Origin of the sequence: Christiangramia aquimixticola, from assembly GCF_048285835.1 — a bacterium.
GTDB classification, from domain to species: domain Bacteria; phylum Bacteroidota; class Bacteroidia; order Flavobacteriales; family Flavobacteriaceae; genus Christiangramia; species Christiangramia aquimixticola.
Map to the genome: position 1 here is coordinate 1 of NZ_JBLVTL010000002.1, position 22,920 is coordinate 22,920.

17 protein-coding genes are annotated in these 22,920 nt (G+C 38.6%); 6 read left to right on the plus strand and 11 right to left on the minus strand.

The window, feature by feature from the left end; translation table 11 throughout:
• Positions 1-499: 499 nt before the first annotated feature.
• The 3 genes from ACNKXV_RS03660 to ACNKXV_RS03670 all read right to left on the minus strand — a co-directional run bounded on the left by ACNKXV_RS03660 (position 500) and on the right by ACNKXV_RS03670 (position 6,933).
• Positions 500-2,398 (minus strand): putative porin, encoded by a 1,899-nt coding sequence (locus tag ACNKXV_RS03660; RefSeq protein ID WP_417906346.1) that lies wholly within the window; start codon positions 2,396-2,398, stop codon positions 500-502.
• A gap of 119 nt (positions 2,399-2,517) precedes the next feature.
• Positions 2,518-3,885: a RagB/SusD family nutrient uptake outer membrane protein gene (locus ACNKXV_RS03665; protein WP_417906347.1), complete on the minus strand. Its 1,368-nt coding sequence runs from the start codon at positions 3,883-3,885 to the stop codon at positions 2,518-2,520.
• A 6-nt stretch (positions 3,886-3,891) separates the two neighbouring features.
• A complete protein-coding gene (locus ACNKXV_RS03670) occupies positions 3,892-6,933 on the minus strand; it encodes a SusC/RagA family TonB-linked outer membrane protein (RefSeq protein ID WP_417906348.1) in 3,042 nt (1,013 codons plus the stop codon).
• Between the two features lie 170 nt (positions 6,934-7,103).
• Between ACNKXV_RS03670 and ACNKXV_RS03675 the strand changes: the two genes are divergently transcribed.
• Together ACNKXV_RS03675 and ACNKXV_RS03680 are read left to right on the plus strand one after the other, a co-directional pair.
• Positions 7,104-7,700, plus strand: coding sequence for a ribonuclease HII (locus ACNKXV_RS03675; RefSeq protein ID WP_417906349.1), 597 nt, complete (start codon positions 7,104-7,106; stop codon positions 7,698-7,700).
• A 34-nt stretch (positions 7,701-7,734) separates the two neighbouring features.
• Complete coding sequence (locus ACNKXV_RS03680) at positions 7,735-10,152, plus strand: hypothetical protein (RefSeq protein WP_417906350.1); 2,418 nt, start codon at positions 7,735-7,737, stop codon at positions 10,150-10,152.
• Here the strand turns inward: ACNKXV_RS03680 and lipB are convergent.
• Positions 10,135-10,842 (minus strand): lipoyl(octanoyl) transferase LipB, encoded by a 708-nt coding sequence (gene lipB, locus ACNKXV_RS03685; RefSeq protein ID WP_417906351.1) that lies wholly within the window; start codon positions 10,840-10,842, stop codon positions 10,135-10,137. The two genes, ACNKXV_RS03680 and lipB, sit on opposite strands and share 18 nt — an antisense overlap.
• A gap of 2 nt (positions 10,843-10,844) precedes the next feature.
• A complete protein-coding gene (locus ACNKXV_RS03690) occupies positions 10,845-11,003 on the minus strand; it encodes a YqaE/Pmp3 family membrane protein (protein ID WP_417906352.1) in 159 nt (52 codons plus the stop codon).
• Between the two features lie 120 nt (positions 11,004-11,123).
• Here ACNKXV_RS03690 and lysS point away from each other — a divergent pair, with 120 nt between their 5' ends.
• Positions 11,124-12,815 (plus strand): lysine--tRNA ligase, encoded by a 1,692-nt coding sequence (lysS, locus tag ACNKXV_RS03695; protein ID WP_417906353.1) that lies wholly within the window; start codon positions 11,124-11,126, stop codon positions 12,813-12,815.
• 78 nt (positions 12,816-12,893) lie between these two features.
• Here lysS and ACNKXV_RS03700 read toward each other — a convergent pair whose 3' ends face one another.
• Positions 12,894-13,103: a DUF2267 domain-containing protein gene (locus tag ACNKXV_RS03700; protein WP_417906354.1), complete on the minus strand. Its 210-nt coding sequence runs from the start codon at positions 13,101-13,103 to the stop codon at positions 12,894-12,896.
• Positions 13,104-13,301: 198 nt separating this feature from the next.
• On the opposite strand from ACNKXV_RS03700, the gene ACNKXV_RS03705 reads away from it, so the two are divergent.
• The 3 genes from ACNKXV_RS03705 (at position 13,302) to ACNKXV_RS03715 (ending at position 16,874) form a co-directional block, all read left to right on the plus strand.
• Positions 13,302-15,794 (plus strand): zinc-dependent metalloprotease, encoded by a 2,493-nt coding sequence (locus tag ACNKXV_RS03705; RefSeq protein ID WP_417906355.1) that lies wholly within the window; start codon positions 13,302-13,304, stop codon positions 15,792-15,794.
• Between the two features lie 128 nt (positions 15,795-15,922).
• Positions 15,923-16,369, plus strand: a complete 447-nt coding sequence (locus ACNKXV_RS03710; RefSeq protein WP_417906356.1) for a hypothetical protein — start codon at positions 15,923-15,925, stop codon at positions 16,367-16,369.
• 97 nt (positions 16,370-16,466) lie between these two features.
• A complete protein-coding gene (locus ACNKXV_RS03715) occupies positions 16,467-16,874 on the plus strand; it encodes a hypothetical protein (protein ID WP_417906357.1) in 408 nt (135 codons plus the stop codon).
• Between the two features lie 192 nt (positions 16,875-17,066).
• Here the strand turns inward: ACNKXV_RS03715 and ACNKXV_RS03720 are convergent, their stop codons facing one another.
• From ACNKXV_RS03720 to ACNKXV_RS03740, 5 genes are all read right to left on the minus strand, one after another.
• A complete protein-coding gene (locus ACNKXV_RS03720) occupies positions 17,067-20,024 on the minus strand; it encodes a heavy metal translocating P-type ATPase (protein WP_417906358.1) in 2,958 nt (985 codons plus the stop codon).
• A 146-nt stretch (positions 20,025-20,170) separates the two neighbouring features.
• Positions 20,171-20,491, minus strand: a complete 321-nt coding sequence (locus ACNKXV_RS03725) for a four-helix bundle copper-binding protein (RefSeq protein WP_417906359.1) — start codon at positions 20,489-20,491, stop codon at positions 20,171-20,173.
• Between the two features lie 115 nt (positions 20,492-20,606).
• Positions 20,607-21,617 (minus strand): potassium channel family protein, encoded by a 1,011-nt coding sequence (locus tag ACNKXV_RS03730; protein WP_417906360.1) that lies wholly within the window; start codon positions 21,615-21,617, stop codon positions 20,607-20,609.
• Positions 21,618-21,719: 102 nt separating this feature from the next.
• Positions 21,720-22,286, minus strand: coding sequence for a helix-turn-helix domain-containing protein (locus tag ACNKXV_RS03735; RefSeq protein WP_417906361.1), 567 nt, complete (start codon positions 22,284-22,286; stop codon positions 21,720-21,722).
• A gap of 60 nt (positions 22,287-22,346) precedes the next feature.
• Positions 22,347-22,913 carry a DUF3347 domain-containing protein gene (locus tag ACNKXV_RS03740; RefSeq protein ID WP_417906362.1) on the minus strand — a complete coding sequence of 189 codons (567 nt, stop codon included), beginning with the start codon at positions 22,911-22,913 and terminating at the stop codon, positions 22,347-22,349.
• Positions 22,914-22,920 lie beyond the last annotated feature (7 nt).

Sequence of the window (22,920 nt, forward strand, 5' to 3'; positions counted from 1 at the left end):
TTTTCCTTGCCCTTACATGAACATCGCTTTGTTTCCAAAGCGGGTGCAAATATAAAACGAGTTTTGCTCTCCAACCAAATAAAATTTAAAGAAATTTTAATTTAATTTTTAAAAGCTTTCACAACGCTTAAACCCTATCAGTAGTACTATCAATGAACCCACACCCTCGTTTTGAAAGCGGCTGCAAACATACAACTACTTCTTCTTTCCAACCAAATTAAAATCATTAAAATTTTAATTTATTTTTTGAAGCAATTTCCGCTCAAAAGCCTTGTCATTAGTACTGTCAGTGAACATCCGCTTCCTCTGAAAGCGGCTGCAAATATACAGCTGTTTTTTAATTGCGCAACACTAAAATGTAATATTTGTGACTTTTATTTAATTAGATTAATTCGGGAAGAATTCCGGATAAATTGAGAGACAAATCTTTTATTTTCCATCAGTAAGTTCAAGGAAAAACATAATTCACCGAGAATGTCGTAATTCAGGCTTTTGAATATTACATAAAAAGATCCCAAACAAGGCCAAATCTTATCAAAAGGTCGCCATACGGATAGCCTGGAGCAGAGAAATTATTATTCCCGTTGATCACTGCATTAAGGTGCTGCAGCTTAAAAAAGATCCTAGCTTTATCTACTTTCGCATTGAAAAAGTAGTCTACCACGGGGAAGCCGCCCAGTTCTTCAGAATTTTGAACGTAGAATTCTGCCAGTACAGGATCATAGCCATTCATATTATACTTAGTAAAGTAATTAAAGGTAAAACCGGTTTGCAGGTAAAGTGCATTGTCAAACCAATGGTCTTTATAATACACTGAATTACGTGTAACGAAATCCGGAACATTCAACACATCATTCCCTTCAAGTACTTTTTGATACATTATAGTATTATAAGACCCGAATAAACCGAAATCGAATTCTTTTTCAGCTTTTAACTTTACATACCTAACCTGATCATTTATTTGAAAAGGCTTTACACCTCCATTTTCATTCAATCCAAAAAAGGTATAATTGTCGATCTGCAATAATTCGGCTTCCAGATCAACAAGACCTGAAGTATCAAGTTTCGCAAAAAGACTTTGAGAGATTACATTATCAAAGTTATTCTGCCAGTTATAATTTACATAATCACTTTGATGCAATAAGAAATTAAAATTAGGTGCAGTACTATTATGACTAATCCCAAAATGCAAATGATTAGTTTCATTAAAAGAATAGCCTGCGGTGGCCTTCAGATAATTTCCTGAAAACTGATCGGAAATATTAATCCGACCTTCAGCTTTGAAATTAAATCCCCCCAGTTTTTCAGCATAAGAACCTCCTATATAAGGAACATCTCCATTAAGGCGGTTTCCAACCACACTTTCATTGGTTATATAAATCGCATTATACCCATAATCATAATGAGTATATCCAAACCAACCGGAAAGTTTACCTAATATCTGATTGGAATAGTTCAAGGAAACTTCATTTGTGAAAATGGTAGACCTGGTAGCTGTTTCAAGGTTGGTACTCTCGAAAGATTCACCAAAAATAGAATTTACGGCAGCATCCTGCTGAAAGACAAACTTTTTATAACTATGATCTAACCTATGTCCCACACTAATTACATTGGAGGAATCTGCCGGATTGGTTAGCAAATATTCCTGATCCAGGAAAATTCGCTTCCCAAACAAGGTACTTTCAGCGTTTTCGAAATTGACATCCAAAACAGACCTGTCTATAAATTCTGGCTCCTTATCCACATACTGCGAAATGGATTGCAGGGTCAACCCCCCGTTTTCTTCATTCAAAAGATCCTGGGAAACAAAATGCCCTTTAACGTGATACCTTCTATTATCTGAATCATAACTAAAACCCATCCTTAAATTTCCGGTACTGGTAAGGATGTGTTGATATTGACCAAGAGCCCTCATCCCCTTATAGGCAATGAATAAGTTTAGATTTTTAGAGGTATTAACGGTAAAAAAAGCATCTACCTGCTGTCCCTGCTCCGGAACGGTTTTAAAATAAAGCTCTGTCCATGGTTTTGGCACATGATAATAATTTATATCCCGTGCTTCCATAAAGTTATAATGCCTGGCTCTGGCACCAAACTCCGGGAAGGCCCGTGAAAGATCCTTTTTAAAACTCAGGCTGTTATATGTTTGACCTGTATTGGAAAAAGGCAACAGTTCAAAATTATCCTTGCGCAGATAATTGAACTTATAATCTTTGAGAATAGTAAGTGAAGTATCCAAATGGGTAGTATCCCGCTCTATTGAAATGATCTTGTATAATTTAACAGGCGCAACACTATCTTTCTTTTTAGTTTCCTTTTTACCAGAACCCTGATCAGGTCTTTGGCCCCACATATTTACAGAGCACACTAAAAAAAGAAAGAATATCAGTTTTTTCATATATCATCCCAATTGAAAACAAAAATATAATATTTAACGGAAGATGCTCCCTGATTTGTAAAACAAAAAAAAGCCACCCTAATTGGGTGGCTTTTCTTTATAAAGTCCTTGGTTTAGGATTATCCTCCGTAACCTGGATTTTGAGTAACGTTAGAGTTAGCATCAATTTCAGTCAATGGAATTGGATAAGCTAATCTGTAATCTCCAAAAGGAACAGACTCAAGAATGTTTTGAAGTGGATCAACCTTGTCGATTCCCATTCCGTATCTTAACATATCCCAGAAGTAAAGTCCTTCAAAAACGAATTCTTTTCTGTTCTCTAAAAGGATGTTATCAACATTGATCTCAGTATAAAGATCTGCACCTCTATTCTCAGGAATCATGTTCAACCATGTTAGAGCTTCTGCAGTATCACCTAATTGGAAAAGAGCTTCTGCATAAGTAAGGATCATTTCTTCGTAACGAATAACGATCACGTTAGCTTCTCTGTTTGGATATTTACCCATGTTTCTAAGAAGATCACCTTCGTAACCTAAGATATCAGCTCTTACATCGTCATCTCCGTAAAGAGTTTCAACATTTGGAAGAACCTGGATATCTCCATAAACAGATCCTCTGTATATGAATTCCATAGAGTTAGAACCATTATTATCAGTTCCACTGTAAGCTATCTCAAAGATAGAGTTTGCACCACCATCATTATCAAAAGAAGCTACATAATCTCCAGCAGGAACAATAGCGTAGATTCCAGAATCGATCACTGTTTTAGCAGCGTCACGAGCCTGAGCCCACTTCTCAAACTGAAGTGCTACTCTAGCCTCAAGAGCCTTAGCCGTATACTTAGAGATAAATTCTTTCGATGCATCGAAATAATCATCACTCATTGCAGCAAAACCAGCTTCAAGATCTGAAAGTATATCATTTACATTAGAGTCTACAGTATCTCTTGAAGGGAAATCGTTTCCACCTTTAAAAGTTTTAATGTAAGGTACTCCAAGATCTCCACCTACGTACTGCTGTCCGTAAGTTTTAAGAAGATCGTAATGAGCAAGAGCTCTAAGCGTATATGCCTGACCCTGGATGTGACGACCGTAATCCTGATCACCTTCCAAAGTAGAAACATCTGTTGCGATAAGGATGTTTGCGATTGCAATTACCCCGTATGCATTATCCCAGATGTAAACACTGTTTGGCAAGTACATAAGAGCTGCCTCTGTAGTAAAACGTCCAGAGTTACCGTTTGAAAATACATTTATTGTACGCACCTCATTAGTTACCAGGTAATCTCTACCGTAGTAACCGGTTGCTGACAAACGGTTGTAAGCTCCTTTCAAAAGACCTTCCATATCACCAACAGTTTTGATGGCTTCTTCAGATCTTTTAGATTGCTCCAAAGAAGGATCTAGATCTTCTGTGGAACATGATCCCATTGCTACCATTGCAGCGAGCAGGACCACGAAATAAAATTTATTCAAATATCTTTTCATAACTTTTTAGAATTTTAAATTAACACCTAAAACAACTGACTTCACTGGAGGTGTAGCAATACTTGTAAATCCTGATGCATCTACTTCAGGGTCATGCTGCAAGTTATCATCTTTCACCCAAGTGTAAAGATTAGTTCCTCTTACGAAGATTCTTGCACTGCTCATTCCAACTGCTTCAGTAACAGCAGGATTGAAATCATATCCAAAGGTTACGTTTCTTAGACGGAAGAAATCACCATCATAAAGATACTTAGAGTTGTAAGTCCATGGCTGTCCACCAAATACTGATTTAGTAACTCTAGTCTGGTCACCTGGCTGTTGCCATCTGTCCATTAAAGAATCATATCCATTGTAGAATGCAGTTGCAAATAGGTTTGGCTGGTTAATATACCTGTGCCATGACTCATATACCTGGTGTCCACCAGCATAGTATCCAGAAGCATCAAGGAAGAATCCTTTGAAGTCTACGTGGAAGTTCAATCCAGCAGTAATGCTTGGAAGTGCACTTGATCCCTGGTAAACACGCTTAGCCTGAGTATAGCTAGTAGTAGTTTCACTACCAACACCATCTGTATAATAAGTATCAACTCCAGTTTCTGGATCTACTCCAGCCCAAGTTGGCAAGAACCACTCATTAACAAGAGTTCCTTTAGCAGATCTCTGGTAAGAACCATTAGTTACTGCAATTTCGTTACCATTAGCATCCTGAGCAACTTCAAGTACTTCGTTATCTACAGTACCTACGTTACCACCAATACTCATGTTGAAATCATCAGATCTTACAACTTCAAAGTCTAATTCAGCTTCGAAACCTTTGTTCTCCATACTACCTATGTTTCTAAACTGGCTATCGAAACCTGTTGTAAATGATAAAGGTACATTAAGTAAAAGGTCCTGAGACTCTCTTCTATAGTAAGCAAGAGATCCAGTCAATCTGTTTTGCCATAATCCAAATTCAATACCAGCATCGAAAGTATAAGAAGTCTCCCAAGTTAGGTCTTCGTTACCATAACCAGCTGGGTAAGCTCCACCTGTTCCTGCGTAATCTGAATCGTAGTTAAATAAAACCTGGTACTGGTTAAGACCGATATCTGCGTTACCAGTTTTACCGTAAGAAGCACGTAGTTTTAAGTTATTGATAAAGTCGTTTCCTGCAAGGAAATCTTCTCTATGAATATTCCATGCTGCACCAACAGACCAGAAATCACCCCATCTGTTTTGCTCAGCAAATCTTGAGTTACCTTCACGACGGTAAGTACCGTTAAGAATATATCTGCTATCAAAGTTATAAGAAGCAGTACCTAAATAAGATGCTACAGCCCAGTCAGTAAATTCAGAATTTACACCTGTTGGGTTACCTGCAGAAGCAAGGTTACTTAAACCATCTGCAACAAACTGATCTCCTTCTGCAGACATATAGTTTCTTCTATATTTCTGGAATTCCTGAAGAGCTTTAAAGTCAAAATTGTGATCTCCAAAGCTTAGAAGATAGTCAATAGAGTTCTGGAATACATAAGTTACAGTATTTCTACTAGCGAAAAATGCATATCCATTTGTATCATCACCATCACCTAACTGTCTGTTGTTATAAGTTTTGTAGTTATAAACCTGGTAGTCTAAAGAGAATCTAGAAGTAAAAGAAAGATTTTCGATAGGAGTTCTCCAGTTAACAGAGTTGTTAGAAAGGATTCTTGTTAATTTTGACTGATCGATATCATTCTCTGCAATGTATAGTGGGTTTGGAATACCTGTATTAAGGTTAAAAGACCCATCCTCATTGTAAGGAATATCGATTGGAGACATAAAATATCTCGCTGTGAACGGAGAAGAGAAGTATGCACTACCTTCTAAAAGACCATCCTGGAAAGTATGAGATCCAGTGTTAGATGAACTGAATTCAAGATTATCAGAAAGGTTTTTTGTAAAGTTTAAAGATCCAGAGATTCTTTCGAATTCAGATCCAATTACAGTAGCTTCCTGATCGAAATAACCAAGAGACGCATAAAAACTATGATCTTCGGTACCACCAGTAGCAGAAATAGTGTGCTCCTGTAGTGGCGCATCGTTATTCTTGATCACTTCATCCCAGTTACCTTCTGGTCTTCCAGCTGCATTCCATGCAACATATCCACCGTAATCTCCAAGGTTAGCAGCTTCAAAAGCTTTAGCCTCATCCATAGAACCAACACCAAAAGTATTCATGATACCTTCGTAGTAAAGGATTTCTCTTTCAGCACCGGTTAACATATCCGGACCATCGATAGCATTGTTTGCAAAACCGTAGTAAGAACTTACATTGATAGAAGTTTTACCAGCTTTACCACTCTTAGTTTGGATTACAATAACCCCGTTAGCACCTCTTGCTCCATAAGAAGCAGTTGCAGAAGCATCCTTAAGTACAGTAATACTTGCGATGTCATTTGAGTTTAAACTCGCTAAAGAAGAAAGTGAAGAAGTTGCAGAACTACCACCAACGTTCGTGTTAATGATTGGCACTCCATCAATTACATATAAAGGCTCATTCCCTGCGTTGATCGAGCTTATACCACGAATACGGATATCCTGCACAGATCCAGGAGTACCAGAAGAAGTCGAGATCTGAAGACCTGAAACTTTCCCTTGTAACGCCTGATCTACAGTAGCCATAGGAGTTTGTTGAAGAGCTTCAGAATCAATCTGCACTGCAGATCCAGTCATATCTTCTCTCTTCTTAGAAACATACCCCATTACTACTACTTCTTCCAAAGCACCAGCATCAGTTTTAAGGGTTACGTTATAAGTATCAGCAGCACCAACAGTCACCTGCTGAGTTGCGAAACCTACATAACTAAATACGATAACATCACCGGAAGCAACAGAGATGGCATAGTTTCCATCAAAATCTGTTTGAGCACCATTACTGGTACCTTTTTCGATTACGTTAACACCGGGAAGGGGCAAACCTTCCTCATCTACAACCGTTCCTGTAACGGTTTTTTCTTGTGCAAAACCAATTTGCACTACTAACACCAGTAACAGTGTTAGAAATCCATTTAATCTTTTTTTCATTATTTCGTTAAATTTGAATTAGCCAGCGCCAAAAATGCTAATAATTCCTTAACATTCCAAAAAATCTTACATTTTAACTTATTAAAACTTTAACAAGCTTGTATTAAACGCTCCCCGGGAGTTTATAATACCGGTGTATATTTGTTAAAGTTTTAAAAAACTATTTACGAATGCTTAAAGCATATAATAAAAATATAATTGTTGCAGGAACAGATGAAGCCGGGCGTGGATGTCTCGCAGGCCCCGTTACTGCTGCCGCTGTGATCCTACCTAAAAGATTTAAAAACAATATTTTAAACGACTCTAAGGTTTTAAGCTTAAAAAAGAGGAACAATTTAAGAGATGAAATTCAAAGTAAATCTCTTTGCTATAGTGTGACTCATATTTTTATGGAAGAAATTGATGAAATAAATATTTTAAACGCTTCCATCAAGGCAATGCAAGTATGTATCGAAAAACTTAGCACCAAACCAGAGCATATAATTGTGGATGGGAATAGATTTTATCCGTTTAATGACATCCCTCACGAATGTATAGTAAAAGGTGACGGGAAATTTTTAAGTATAGCAGCCGTATCGGTCCTGGCGAAAACCTACCGGGATGCTTATATGGAAGAGATACATGAGGAATTCCCCATGTATAACTGGAAAAAGAATAAAGGTTATCCTACCAAAGAACATCGGGAAGCCATAAAGGAGCACGGGATTACCAAATATCACAGAAAAAGCTTTAAACTCTTACCAGATCAATTGAAGTTTGCCTTCTAAGTTTATACTTTTGCGCGTATCCCAATTTAAACTGATGAAAAGATTTCTTGTATTATTAATAATACTATCCTGCTACGCCTGCTCCAAACCAGAGTCAGCAAAATTTGAAATTAAAAATCATATCCCGGCAGATACTGAATTATTTCTTCTTTCTCCTGATCTGGGTTTGCTGGAAGAGGAATTGGCAACCAATAAGATCTTCACCAATTTTAGCCCCACGTTTAGTGCTAAAATTCAGCAAAACCTGGGATTCCTTAAAGATTTACAGTTTAATAACCGGGCAGGGATTAGTTTTTCCCGGCTGGGTTCAGATAATTGGGACTATCTGATTATTACTAAAAAGGACAGCAGCCTTATAAATCTGGATTCCATTCAGAATAAGAGTGTTGAAAGCCTGAATTTGAATGGGCAAAACTTAAAAAAGATTGGCCTGGAAAATGATTCGTTCTACCTGAAAGAAACCGGGAATGCCAATTTGATCTCCAATTCCAGAGAACTCTTACTGGATTTTCAGCCAAACTCAAATCCCGAAGAGATGGAAGATTTCTTCAAAGTGTTTAATGCTACAGATCCCGGAAAGACTTCGATACTTTTTGAAGATAGGGCCGAAAAAAAATTATTCAATATTCTGAAAAAATTCGGAATTGAAAATTCAACCCACTTTGCCGGATGGAGTGCGATAGACTTCAAAACCGAAGACCACAAATTAATTTTTAATGGTCTAAGCCTGAAAAAAGAAGACAGTTTTATTAATCGCCTGCAGCAAAGCCCATCGCAGGAACCGGAAGCCAGTAAAATAACACCAAAAGATTTTATAAGCTTTTACGCGATCAGCTCGAAACCAGAAACCAGCTCAGATTCCGAATTAGCAGACACGGTCCGGATTTCCGCTTCATCATTTCCCGAGCACATAAGAGAAGTTGTTTTCATAAAATTAAACTCGGGTAATGTGATCGCCTTCAACGCTCAGGAAATTGAAGCCGCTAAAGAGAAGTTGGCCGGCACCTCGACCATAATAGAAGAATACCGTGAAAACCGGATCTATGAAATCAATACGGAATTGAAATGGATGAATGCATATCCGTATTTAAATCAGGCCGAAAAACCTGGGTATTATACCGTGATAGACCATTTTCTATTATTTAGTACCAATACAGAGCCTTTAAAAAAAATCATTTCAGCCGTATTAAATTCTGACACACTGGAAAACAACCAGCATTACCTGAATACGCTTGGAGCTTTGTCTTCCCGTTCTTCAGTTTTAATGGTTGAGAACATAAGTTTTAATAAACAAAGCACCGACCAGGATTCAGATAAGACTCCAAAACTTAAGAGATTTACCCTGGCTGCTTATCAGCTCATAGCAGAGGAGAATTTTTCTCACCTGCACGGAATTATTTCTGAACCAGATGAGAATGACACCGCTCTAAATGAAGCGGAACAACAGTCTTCCATAAAGATTAATTCACCAATTGCCACTTCTCCTGTCTTTTTCAGAAATCACAGAACAGATCAAATGGACATTGTAGTTCAGGATCAAAACAACAATCTCTACCTGGTTTCCAATCAGGGGAACATCTTCTGGAAAAAGAAACTGGATAGCAAGATCACCAGCCCTGTATATCAGGTAGACCTATTTAAAAACGGGAATAAACAACTGGCTTTTTCCACGGGTTATAACCTGGAGGTAATCGACAGAACGGGTAAAGATGTGAAACCGTTTCCGGTTAAATTCAATGATCCGCTTTCCCAACCTTTAGCTGTTTTCGACTATGATAACAACAGGACTTACAGATTCGTAATGGTTCAGGGAAAAAGGGTGTATATGCTGGGACCAAAAGGGAAACCCATCAAAGGATTCGATTTTGAGAATGCCAGCTCTAATATTATTAAAACACCAAAACACATTAGATTAGGCCATAAAGATTATATCCTGATCGCCGAGCAGGACGGGAAGTTAAATATCCTGAACAGGCAGGGAGGAATCAGAGTTCCGGTTACCGAAAAATTGGATTTTTCTACTAATGACTGGTTCGGGTATGACTCGAAATTTGTTGGGACAGACCAGTCCGGAAACCTTTTGGAGAAATCGCCACAGGGAAATCTAACCAAAAAAGACCTTGGTCTGGCAGAAAATCACCGCTTAGCCGCTGAAGATGACCTAATGGCGTATCTTAATGAAAATGAACTGGTAATTAACGAAAAGTCTGTTTCTCTGGATTTTGGACTTTACACCTCTCCCCAGATCTTTAAATTAAAAAGAAGAACACTGGTAGCTATCACAGATACTCAGGCAAATAAAGTCTATGTTTTTAACAAGAACGGAGAACTTCTCAACGGCTTCCCGGTATATGGAAGCTCTGAAGTTGACCTTTCCAATGCCGATCTGGACTCTAAAACGGAATTGGTAGTTCGAGGAGATGAGAATGAGATCTTAGTCTACGAATTTTAATTCGGCCTCAAAAAGGTCTTTAAAATGCTTTAATAGTTTTTCCTGAACTTCAGACAAGTCCACTTCTTTCACTCCTAATTCCACATTTAGAGATGTAACAGCTTTACCTTTAATTCCGCAGGGAATAATATTATCAAAATAACCCAGGTCTGCATTTACATTCAGGGCAAAACCATGCATGGTAACCCATCTGCTGGCTCTAACGCCCATGGCACATATCTTTCTTGCGAAAGGTGTTTCCACATCCAGCCAAACACCGGTTTCCCCTGGGCTTCGTTCAGCTTTCAAACCATATTCCGCCAGGGTCAGGATCACCATTTCCTCCAGGAGCCGAAGGTATTTATGTATATCTGTAAAAAAATTATCCAGGTCAAGGATAGGATATCCCACCAGTTGACCCGGCCCGTGATAAGTAATATCACCACCACGATTGATCTTATAAAAAGTGGCGTCTTTTCGCTTCAATTCAGCTTCCGAAACAAGTAAGTTTTCAAGATCTCCGCTCTTACCCAAAGTATAAACATGTGGATGCTCCACCATGAGCAGATAATTAGGCGTGGGAGAATCAAGCGCTTCCCTCCTGTTCCTGATCTTTAGATCCAGAGTTTCCTTGAATAACTTTTCCTGATAATCCCAGGTATCTTTGTAATCTTTTCTTCCCAGATTCCTTACTTCAACTGCTTTGTTCATGATCAAGACTTGGGGTTATTAATGATAATAAGAGCTGCGATCACTCCCGGGATCCATCCCAAAAGGGTTAAAATCAATACAATTAAAATAGATCCACAGCCTTTATCATACACCGCCAATGGTGGAAAAAGCACTGAAAGGATCACTCTCCAAACACTCATTAAATATAAATTTTGACGCAAAGATAGAATTATTATTTCGGCTTTTAATTGCGTTGTGTGGCAGGCTGATAGTCACTATATTTGCATCCGCATTTTTGTTGAATGCATAAAAAAAATTATATGCAGCAGTTATCAGAACAGGAACAAATTAGACGAGAGAAATTAACGGCTATAAGAAAAGCCGGAATCAATCCTTATCCGGCCGATCTATTTCCGGTGGATCATACCACTACTCAAATCAAACAAAATTTTGAGGAAGGAAAAAAAGTAGTGATTGCGGGAAGGCTTATGTCCAGAAGGATTCAGGGAAAGGCATCTTTTGCTGAATTACAGGATTCTACAGGTCGTCTTCAGGTATATTTTAACCGCGATGAGATTTGTACAGGAGAGGATAAGTCTAAATACAACGACCTTTACAAGAAATTGCTGGATATAGGTGATTTTATTGGAATTGAAGGAGAGCTTTTTAAAACTCAGGTTGGTGAAATGACGGTGATGGTAAAAGATTTCCATCTTTTAAGCAAATCCCTGAGACCGCTGCCACTTCCAAAAACAGATAAAGAAGGAAATACTCATGATGGTTTTAACGACCCGGAGCAAAGATACCGTCAGCGTTATGCCGATCTTGCCGTTAACCCTAAGGTAAAAGAGGTTTTTGTAAAGCGAACCAAGCTTTTCAACGCCATGAGAAATTTCTTTAATGATAAAGGATATTTTGAGGTTGAGACACCAATTCTTCAGCCAATCCCGGGTGGAGCCGCAGCGAGACCTTTTGTGAGTCATCATAATGCTTTGGATATTCCTTTGTACCTAAGAATTGCCAACGAACTGTATTTAAAGAGACTTATTGTTGGTGGATTTGACGGAGTATATGAGTTTTCCAAAAACTTCAGAAATGAAGGAATGGACAGAACTCACAATCCGGAATTTACGGCAATGGAGATCTATGTTGCCTATAAGGATTACAACTGGATGATGGAGTTTACAGAAAATTTGCTTGAACATTGTGCAATGGCTGTAAACGGTACTACGAAAGCTACCTTTGGAAAACATGAAGTAGATTTCAAGGCACCATACAAGCGTCTTTCCATGACAGATGCTATTAAGGAATTTACAGGTTTCGACATTACCGGAAAATCTGAAAAAGAATTATACGAAGCCGCCAAGGGAATGGGGATCGAGGTTGACGATACCATGGGGAAAGGAAAACTCATCGATGAGATCTTTGGTGAAAAATGTGAAGGAAACTTTATCCAGCCAACATTCATTACAGACTATCCAAAGGAAATGAGTCCGCTATGTAAAGAGCACAGGGATAATCCTGAGCTTACGGAGCGTTTTGAATTAATGGTTTGCGGAAAAGAGGTTGCAAATGCTTATTCTGAGCTTAATGACCCAATTGATCAAAGAGAACGTTTTGAGGAACAATTGAAGCTTTCTGAAAAAGGTGATGATGAAGCGATGTTTATCGACAATGACTTCCTTAGAGCTTTGGAATACGGAATGCCTCCAACGTCCGGACTTGGAATTGGAATGGACAGATTGATCATGTTCCTAACCAATAAACAATCCATACAGGAAGTTCTTTTCTTTCCTCAAATGAAGCCTGAGAAAAAACCGGTTGAATTAACTGAAGAGGAAAAAACTGTTTTTAAATTGCTTAAAAATGATGAGATCCATGAGCTTGATGCGATCAAGGATCAATCTGGTTTAAGTAACAAAAAATGGGATAAAGCCATTAAAGGCTTACGTAAGAATAAGATGGTAGATGTATTTAAAGAAGGTGATGTTTTGAGCATCAAAACTTCGTAAATTCTAAATATTAAAAGGACTGTTTAAAACTGCTCGCACGCCTTAAGACGTAATAACAGTTTTAAACAGTCTTTCATTTTATTTTTTACCGAACATCCCGCCAATTTTCCCGGCCATGTCTCCTAAATTTCCGGCCTTACCTTCGCCTTTTAGATAAGCATCTACCTGCCCGGCCATAGCATCTGGCATCCTGTCTTTTAAGACTCCGGCCACAACCTGTACTGCTATTCTTGCTTTATCTTCAGAGATTCCAGCTTTTTCTGAAACTAACTTTACTACTTCATCCATAATACTTGATTTTTAATCTAATTAATATTCTATCTAAAAAAACAAATTTTCATATCAACTAAGATAGTTCTTAATCTTTTTAACTTTCCATTAAACCTTTTAGCTTTTCCCAAGTCATAAGACTGCCAAACGGCGGCTTTTTTCATTTTATGTCACAAATCCCGCTATAGAACAACTTATTAATTAAAACATTTATTTATGATCAAGAACCAGAGCCTTAAGCTATTGCTTATCGCCCTTTCCATGTCTGTTTCCAGCTGTGCTGTATTTCAGAAACAGGATAAAAAGGAAACCAAATCTGCCACTGCCGCCGATTCCAAGAAAGATAACGGAATTAAACCTTATGCTAAGGTGATCACCAAAGATGCCAAAACAGATAAAGGTCTTTTTACCGTGCATCAGGTAGATAACAAGTATTTTTATGAAATCCCGGACAGCCTTTTTAACAGAGAGATGCTAACTGTTACCAGAATTGCCAAGACCGCCAGCGGAATTGGTTTTGGAGGTGGAAAGCAAAATACCCAGGTTCACAGATGGCAAAAAAAGGGAGATAAAGTTCTTCTTAGAGTAGTCTCTTATGACATCTATGCAGCCGATTCACTACCTGTACATGAGGCAGTGGTAAATTCAAATTTTGAACCTATCATTCAATCTTTCGATGTTAAAACCATAGGAAAAGATTCTCTTTCCAAATCTACGGTGATCGAAGTTACAGATCTTTATACCAAAGATGTTCAGGCTTTAGGCTTACCAGATGGTACCAGAAAACGTTACAAGGTGTCAAGACTGGATGAAAGCCGTTCTTATATCGATACCATCAGGAGTTATCCTCAAAATATTGAGATAAGACACGTAAAGACCTACAATGCCGGCGAACCACCATCCAACGAAAGTTTAGGTTCTATTTCGCTAGAATTCAGCAACTCAATGATCCTGCTTCCAAAAGTTCCCATGGAAAGAAGGTATTTTGACGAACGTGTTGGTTGGTTCACTACAGAGCAAACAGATTATGGTCTTGCAGCTCAAAAAAGTGAGACAGTAGAATACCTTGATCGCTGGAGACTTGAAGTGAAAGAAGAAGATATTGAGAAGTTCATAAACGGTGAACTTGTTGAGCCAAAAAAGCCAATTATATATTATATAGACAGAGCTACTCCAAAACAATGGGTTCCATTTATCAAACAAGGAATAGAAGACTGGCAGGTTGCATTTGAAGCTGCAGGTTTTAAAAATGCTATTCTTGCTAAAGATGCTCCAACCGTAGAGGAAGATCCGGACTGGAGCCCGGAAGATGTTAGATATTCTGTGGTAAGATATCTTGCGTCCCCAATTCCAAATGCTAACGGCCCACACGTTAGTGATCCACGTTCTGGAGAGATTTTAGAATCTGATATCAACTGGTACCATAATGTTATGACCTTGTTGAGAAACTGGTTCTTTGTGCAAACCGCAGCTATCAATGAAGATGCGCAAGGGGTGGCATTCAAGGATGAAGTAATGGGAAGGTTGATACGTTTTGTTTCGGCTCACGAAGTTGGACACACCCTTGGATTGCCTCATAATATGGGAAGCAGTGTGGCTTACCCGGTTGAAAAGCTTAGAGACCCTGAATTCACTAAAGAATTTGGAACAGCTCCATCTATCATGGACTATGCTCGTTTCAACTATATCGCGCAGCCGGAAGACGGTGATGTGGCTTTAATGCCGGAAATTGGACCTTATGATAAATATGCGATCGCATGGGGATACAGACCAATTCTGGATAAAGTTGGAAAAGAAGAAAAGCCGGTACTGGACAAATGGATCCTGGAACATGCCGGAGATGCAAAATATCGCTTCGGAAAACAACAGGGAAATGTGATCGATCCAAGTTCTCAAACCGAAGATCTTGGAGATGATGCCATGCTCGCCAGTGAATATGGGATCAAGAACCTTAAAAGAATTGTTCCAAAGCTAATTGAGTGGACTGCTGAAGACGGAAAGAATTATGAAGATCTTGAAGATCTGTATGAGCAGGTTCTTTCTCAATACAACCGCTATATGGGTCACGTGACTGCTAACATTGGTGGAGTTTATGAGTATTATAAAACTTACGATCAGGAAGGTGCTGTTTACACTCATGTAGATAAAGAGAAGCAGGAAAGAGCCATGAAGTTCTTACAGGACCAGCTTTTCGAAACTCCTGAATGGATGATCAATCAGGATATTTTCAACAAGATAGAATTTGATGGAAATATTGAGCGTATTAGAAACATGCAACAAAAAACTCTGGACAATCTATTAGACTTTGGTAGAATTGCGAGACTGATGGAAAATGAGGAGATCAACGGTAAGGAAGCTTATTCTTTACTTGACATGATGACCGATCTAAGAAAAGGCCTTTGGAGCGAGGTTTATTCAGGTAAAAGAATAGATCGCTATAGAAGAAACCTACAACGTGCTTATATCGAAAGATTAGAGCATTTAATGAATGAAGAGCAGGAAGAAATTCCGGCAAGATGGAGAAGCTGGATCACCAGAAGTAATGTAAATGTAAGCCAGAGTGATATTAGACCTGTGGTAAGAGGAGAATTAAAAACTCTGGAAAGACAGATCAAAAATTCTGTATACAGGTCTGGCGATACTTTAACCCGCTACCACTTACAGGATATTTTAAAACGAATCGACCTCATCCTTAATCCGGTGAACTAAAATTTAATGTTTGGTTTTGTTCGAAAAGGCTGTCGTTTTATACGGCAGCTTTTTTTATGTTAAAGAATATCCTTTTCATAGCTGCATAGCGTAATTTTAAGTAAGTACAAATCAACAACATACAGGTTATGAAACAGATATGCTTATTATTACTCGTTGCTTTGTTTTCTATGAGCACATTTGCTCAGGAAGACAAAGAAGAAATGATAGAAGCCAGACATGAGTCTCACAAAATGAAAGATCATAATGATCACGAGGCCCGGGCAATGATCTATGCAGATAAGGTAGCCACCAGACTAAGTCTGAATCTTGAACAAAAGGAAAAAATTAGACTGGCTCATTTAAAAAAGCAGGAAAAACTCAACGAATTAAAGGCTGATATCCTTGCGGGTGAAAAATCTGAAATGCAGGAACAAAAAATGAAGATTCAGAAAGATTTTTCTGAAGAAATGAAAGACATTCTGGACGATCCTCAGTTTGCTAAATGGAAACCAATGCACGAAAGGGAAATGAAAATGAATGAAAAGGCTTATAAAATGAAGAAAAACAAAGAAGACAAAAAGAAGCAGGATTAAGGCACTTTTCATTTAAAACATCTTCAGGGTCTTCGGGCCCTTTTTTTAAACCTTTTTTCATAATAAAAGTCAAAGTATCAGAAACTTAAAACCTGTAATGATGAAAAATTTAATAGTTATGATGCTGATGTTTTTTAGCCTTTTTGGCTTTTCCCAGGAACCGGCACAAAAACCAACAGATCTTAGTAAAGAGGAAACAGCAAGCCTGCAGGCTAAAAGACTGGCTATGCAATTAGACCTAACCCAGGAGCAAGAGCTAAAACTAAAAGAACTTTATCTAAAAAGGATAGAAGAAAGAAAGGAGCTGATGGAAGAAAGACGTGAGGCGAGAAAGGAAATGATGGAAGAACGAAAAGAACAACGCCAGGAGATGATGGAAATGAATAAGCAACAAAAAGAGGAACTACGAAGTATTTTAAGTGAAGAACAATACACCCAATGGGAACAATTGCAGGATAAGAGACGTAATGGAAGAAAAGGGCCTCGTAGCAAAGGAAGAAACTAATTAATAATGCAGATTTTAAATCAGATTTTTCCAAATACGATTTTTTGGATTCTGTTGCCTAAGAACCAACTATAAAAAAAAACTCCAGAAATTCCGGAGTTTTTGTTTTTCTGAAACATTTTGTTATGCTGGATATTCAGCAATCATATAATTTAGATTTCTCCCTGCGGTCGAAATGACCTTAAACTGAAATTATTTAAGTTTCGCACTTCTCAATCTCAGCGCATTTGCAATTACGGAGACAGAACTAAAGCTCATAGCCAAAGCTGCAATCATAGGAGAAAGCAAAATTCCGAATACGGGATAAAGAACCCCTGCCGCAATTGGCACACCCACGGTGTTATAGATAAGCGCGAAAAACAGATTCTCTTTAATATTTCGCATTACTTTTTCACTCAGTTTTTTGGCTTTAAGCACTCCTTTTAAATCACCTTTTACCAGAGTAATCTCGGCACTTTCTATGGCAACATCTGTTCCTGTCCCCATAGCGATCCCAATATCTGCCTGAGCCAGTGCAGGTGCGTCATTGATCCCGTCACCGGCCATAGCTACCTTTTTCCCTTCCTGCTGAAGTCTTTTAACCTCAGCCATTTTATTTTCAGGAACCATTCCGGCTTTGAATTCAGCGAGATTCATTTGCTTAGCTACAGAAGCTGCGGTCTTCTCGTTATCTCCTGTAAGCATGATCCCCTTTATCCCTTCCTGCTGAAGCTCGTTCAGGGCTTCGCGGCTTGTTTCCTTTATCTTATCTGAAATTGTCACATATCCTACTATTTTCGAGTTCACAGCCAGATAAGAAACGGTTTTTCCCTGCTCCTGTTCTGCAGAAACTTTAGTTCTTACCTCCTCTGAAATTTCAGCATTTTCAACCTGCATTAATTTATCATTCCCAAGTGCCAGGTGTTTCCCTTCGAATTTAGCCTCTACTCCTTTTCCGGTAACCGAATTAAAATCTGAAGCTTCACCATATTTTATATTCTTTTCATCAGCATATTTCAGGGTAGCTGTTGCCAATGGATGTTCACTTTGAGCATTTACCGAAGCAATTAATCTGGCTACTTCAGTTTCAGAATATTCCGCCGCGACAGCAAACACTTTTTCTACAGATGGCTTCCCTTCAGTGATAGTTCCCGTTTTATCGATAATAAGGGTATCTATATCATTCATCTCCTCCAAAGCTCTCGCATTCTTGATAAGCACCCCATTTTGAGCTCCCTTTCCTACTCCTACCATAACCGACATTGGCGTAGCCAGACCTAAGGCACAGGGACAGGCAATGATAAGCACGGCAATAGCATTTACCAGGGCGTATACATAGGAAGGTTCAGTTCCATAAATAGCCCAGACGATAAAGGTTATTACAGATATTATTACCACTACCGGCACAAAATAAGCCGAGATCCTATCGGCCAGTTTCTGAATAGGCGCCTGTGATCTGCTGGCACTATTTACCATTTGGATTATTTGAGCCAGCAAGGTCTCATCACCTACTTTTTCGGCGGTCATGGTAAAACTCTGAGTGCCGTTAATAGTACCGGAACTTACAGGATCCCCTTCGGCTTTATCAACCGGGATAGGTTCTCCGGTGATCATGGCTTCGTCTATACTCGAAGCCCCGCTTTTTATCTTTCCGTCTACCGGAATTTTCTCTCCCGGTTTTACTCTTAAAATATCACCTTTTTCAATTTTATCAACAGCAATGGTCTCTTCTACCCCATCCCTAACTCTTACTGCAGTATTCGGCGCCAGCTTCAGCAGCTCTTTGATCGCCGAATTGGTTTGGCTATGTGCTCTGGCTTCAAGTACCTGACCAAGCAATACCAGGGTTAAGATTACCGTAGCGGCTTCGAAATATACATGTACGGTGCCCATATGGGTTTTAAACTGGTCTGGAAAAAAATCAGGGAAAACCATTCCGAAGACACTAAAAATCCAGGCGACCCCAGCTCCAATCCCTATAAGGGTAAACATATTGAGATTCCATGTTTTTATGGATCTCCATGCACGTTCAAAGAACATCCAGGTGGCATAGAAAACCACCGGAAGCGACAAGCCGAATTGTATCCAGTTCCAAACCTTCATTTCTACCAAGTCATATAGCGGATTGTTCGGGATCATTTCAGACATGGCGATAAGGAAGATAGGCACGGTAAAGGCTACCGCGATCCAGAATTTTTTCAGCAATTTCTTATAACCCTTTTCCTCGGCAGAGGGTTCCGGTTCAATAGGCACCAGATCCATCCCGCAAATAGGACAATCTCCGGGCTCATCCTTTACCACTTCCGGATGCATAGGGCAGGTGAATTTTACAGCAGAGGCTGCTCTAACTTCCTCCACCAGATCCATTCCACAAACCGGGCAGTCCCCTGGTTTATCATAGGTCTTGTCACCTTCACAATGCATGGGACAATACCAGGTACCGGTTCCTTCACCTTTAGGCTTAGGTTTATCTACATGTTTATGACCTTCTCCCGGTAGGTAGATTTGATAATTTCCATCCAGTTGCTCAAATTTTTTCTGAAAGGTTTTAATATGAATATGCTCCAGCATACTAACTTTAGCAGTTCCCTCCTGTAGATTCACCTTAGCTTCTTTCACGCCCTCTATTGATTCAAGGGTTTGTTCAATTTTGGACTTACATCCACTGCAGGTCATTCCCTTAATTTCATACTCATGAACCATCAATTTCCCTGAAGTATTTGGCTCATGTATATGATAATCCCCTCCACTTTGAATTAGCGCTTTTTCAAGGTCTTCAATTTTAACAGATTTCTCAAACTGCAGTTTAGCTTCTGCTTTTTCCAGGTTTACATTTGCCCGGGTTACTCCATCAACTTCACTTAAGGTTTTTTCCACATGAGTACGACAACCATTACAGGTCATTCCCGTGACCTTATAAGTATGCTTCATTAGTTCGTCAAAAGTATGATCATCATTTTCCGGCATTATGATATGATAATTCCCGCCATCTTTTTGAAGTGCTGCTTCAAAAGTATCCAGAGGAATATGCTTATCCATCTCTATAGTTGCTACATGATCTTTAAGATCCACCATTACTGAAGAAACTCCCTCCACCTTCTGCAAGGTTTGCTCTACATGGCTTCTACAGCCATTACAAGTCATTCCGGTAATTTTATATGTATGTTTCATCTGGATGTATTATAAATTTTTCAGTATCCTGAAAGAGTGAAGAACAAAGATAACGATAGCCATTTTTGGGAAGTTTCAAGAAAATGGAATAAACTTTCAATAAATAAAAAAGCCCGGTAATCTAAACCGGGCTTTTTAAAAATTTTCTATGCTAAGTAAGCCTCACAAGCGCTTACACACTCTTTACAGGCCTTCGCACAATCTTTACAATGTTGCGTATCGTGTTTGCTACATTCGTCGGCACAAGCCTGGCATATTTTTTTACAATATTCTACCAGTCCTTTTACATCGTCATATTTGGTAGCCAGAACCTGACTAAGCGTTGAGCAAACTTCTGCACATACTCTGTCAATTCTTATACAATCCACCATTATTTTCACATTGTCTTCATCCAAACAGGCATCTGCACAATGATTACAGTGATTAATACAATTTCCAAGAGCACTAATTAGTTTTTCATTTCTCATAACTTATTAATTTTTATGGATTTGATTAAAAATAAACAGGAATGATGGAAATGACTTTTAATAAAATGCTAAGTTCTTTCAGTTTTTAATTGTTTTTAACTCGATACCTATGCTTTTAAGAACTTTTAGCATTCACATCTTTCCAGGTCCAGCCATCCTGATGCAACAGGGTTTTAAAGAACCTGCGATCCTTTTCCTCGCCCTGTGATAATTCAGGACTTCCGGAATCTTCGATCAATCTTTTTTCCAGCAGTTTTCTAATCTCGATTGCCGGGGGCGCCTCATTCATTAAACTAATATGGGTAACTTCAGAAATAGTTTCGAAATAATTTTGAAAGGCTACCACCAAAGGATTGAGATCTTCCTTCTCCGGGTGGTCTTCTTTATTCACCTTATTGGAAATTATGATCAAAGCCTCGTACAATCGCGTTAACTGCAAGATCACATTATACTTCGTCTTATTATTATGAAAATAATGGATAACAGGATAGGCCCTGTGCTGCTGACTGTATTTAATAATAGAATTGGCCAGGTCATCTGCTTTACTTGTCAATCTGCTAAAGTCACTGCCCGTCCAGGAGTTTATAACCATTTCCTGTGGAGTACTACCTAAAGTACTTAAGCTAATTCCCAGTTTTCGCTGATCTATACAAGCGGAAAGTACCGGTACAAAATAGGTTACAGACATGGTTAGCAGGATTAGCCCGGTAAAAGAATAAATGGTAGTAAGCATTCTCCAGAAATCGCCACCAGCGATATAATCTCCTATCCCAAGTGTAGAAAGTGTAAAACCGCTATAATAAACGATCTCCCAGAAATCTGCCGGTATTTTAGTAGTACTGTTTATTACTGAACCCGGATTGCCATATAATACTAATACCATACTACTCCAGAGTAAAAATACCCAGGTAAGTACAATGGAGATTAGTAATATATAACCGGTATGAGCAAGGAATTTCGATCTACCATTCTTACCTGATAGCAAAAGAAATATTTTCCAGAAAAAATGAGAAAATCTACTCGTTAACCAACCTCCACCTTGCATGGATAAGGTGGTTTGTAAAATATCTATTACAATCCCCAAGTAAATAACGATCCCGATAATCGATAACAGGTCTAATTCCATAGTATATAATTATTCTGAATTAATTCGTTCGAGAAGAATTTACACAGAATAATCACCGGGGTCCTTTAAGAAATTGCTAAAAATCTGATTTATTAGTAGACTTTAAACAGAATCGAGGGTTTTCCTGTCCTTAATGTGAAGATTTTTATAATGAGATGGAGTAAAGCCGGTTGCTTTTTTAAACGAAGTCGAAAGATAGGCGGGTGTGGAAAAACCCAGTTCATCTGCGATCATGGCAATGGTGTTTTCTTCCTGTTGCAACATTTCCTTTACTCTCTCAATACGAATTCCATTATAGAAATTCTGGATACTCTGGCCTTCACTTTCGGTAAACATATGAGTGATGTGGCTGTAATCGTAATTAAGATTATTACTTAGAAGGCTAGATAGTTTTTGATTTGAAGGGCGCGAAGAATACACCTCTTTTATTATCAATGATTTGATCGAATTGATAAGCTTTTGATCCCTGTTTTCTATGATCTCAAAACCTATTTTTTCAAGTTCAAGCCGGAGCTGTTCAAGTTCCTGCTGGTTTAACTCTCGTTCCAGCACAGCTTCCCCGAGATTCACCTCACTAAAGGCAATATTTAATCGATCAAGGATAGCCTCTATGCTCATGATGCATCGTTGACAAACAACATTCTTGATATGTAGTTTTACTCCTTCCAAACCGATTAAATTTAATACAAAAAACAACAGGCTGAACTTATCTTCAGCCTGTTGTATTATTTACATGATAGTTTCTTCTACTCTACCACATTTAAGCATCTTATCCCCGAAATAAGGGTTTCTGATCTCTTCTGAAGTAGAATACCAGGAATCTCCTTTTCCTTCAAAGGCCATAGGGCAGAATTGCTTATAGATCTTCCCTGAAGAAATTGCCCCTTTAAATACAGGCTCTAATTTTGCAGTTAGTTTAGAGAACATTTCTCTTTGCTTATTTACATCTTCTGTAGTTGCAATATTTCCTGCAATCTTAGAAATTTCAGCATTGTTTTCTGAAAGGGTTCCTTCAAGTTGCTTTGCAGCCTCCTTTGCCGCAGCAGCATCTGTTCCTACTAATGCATCCTTAAGTGAGATATATTGAGTAAAAGCCTGCTTAACTTTTGCGTCGCTAAATTCAGCGTCTACAGCAGTTGCAACCTCTTCTTTTTCCTCATGCATTTCGTGTTCCATTTCTGTATGTGAAACAGCTTCTGCCTCGGCATTTTCTTTTTTGCTATCTCCACAGGAAACCATGATCAAACTTCCCGCTACTAAACTTAAGCTCACTAATTTTCTAACTTGTTTTTTCATCAAACTA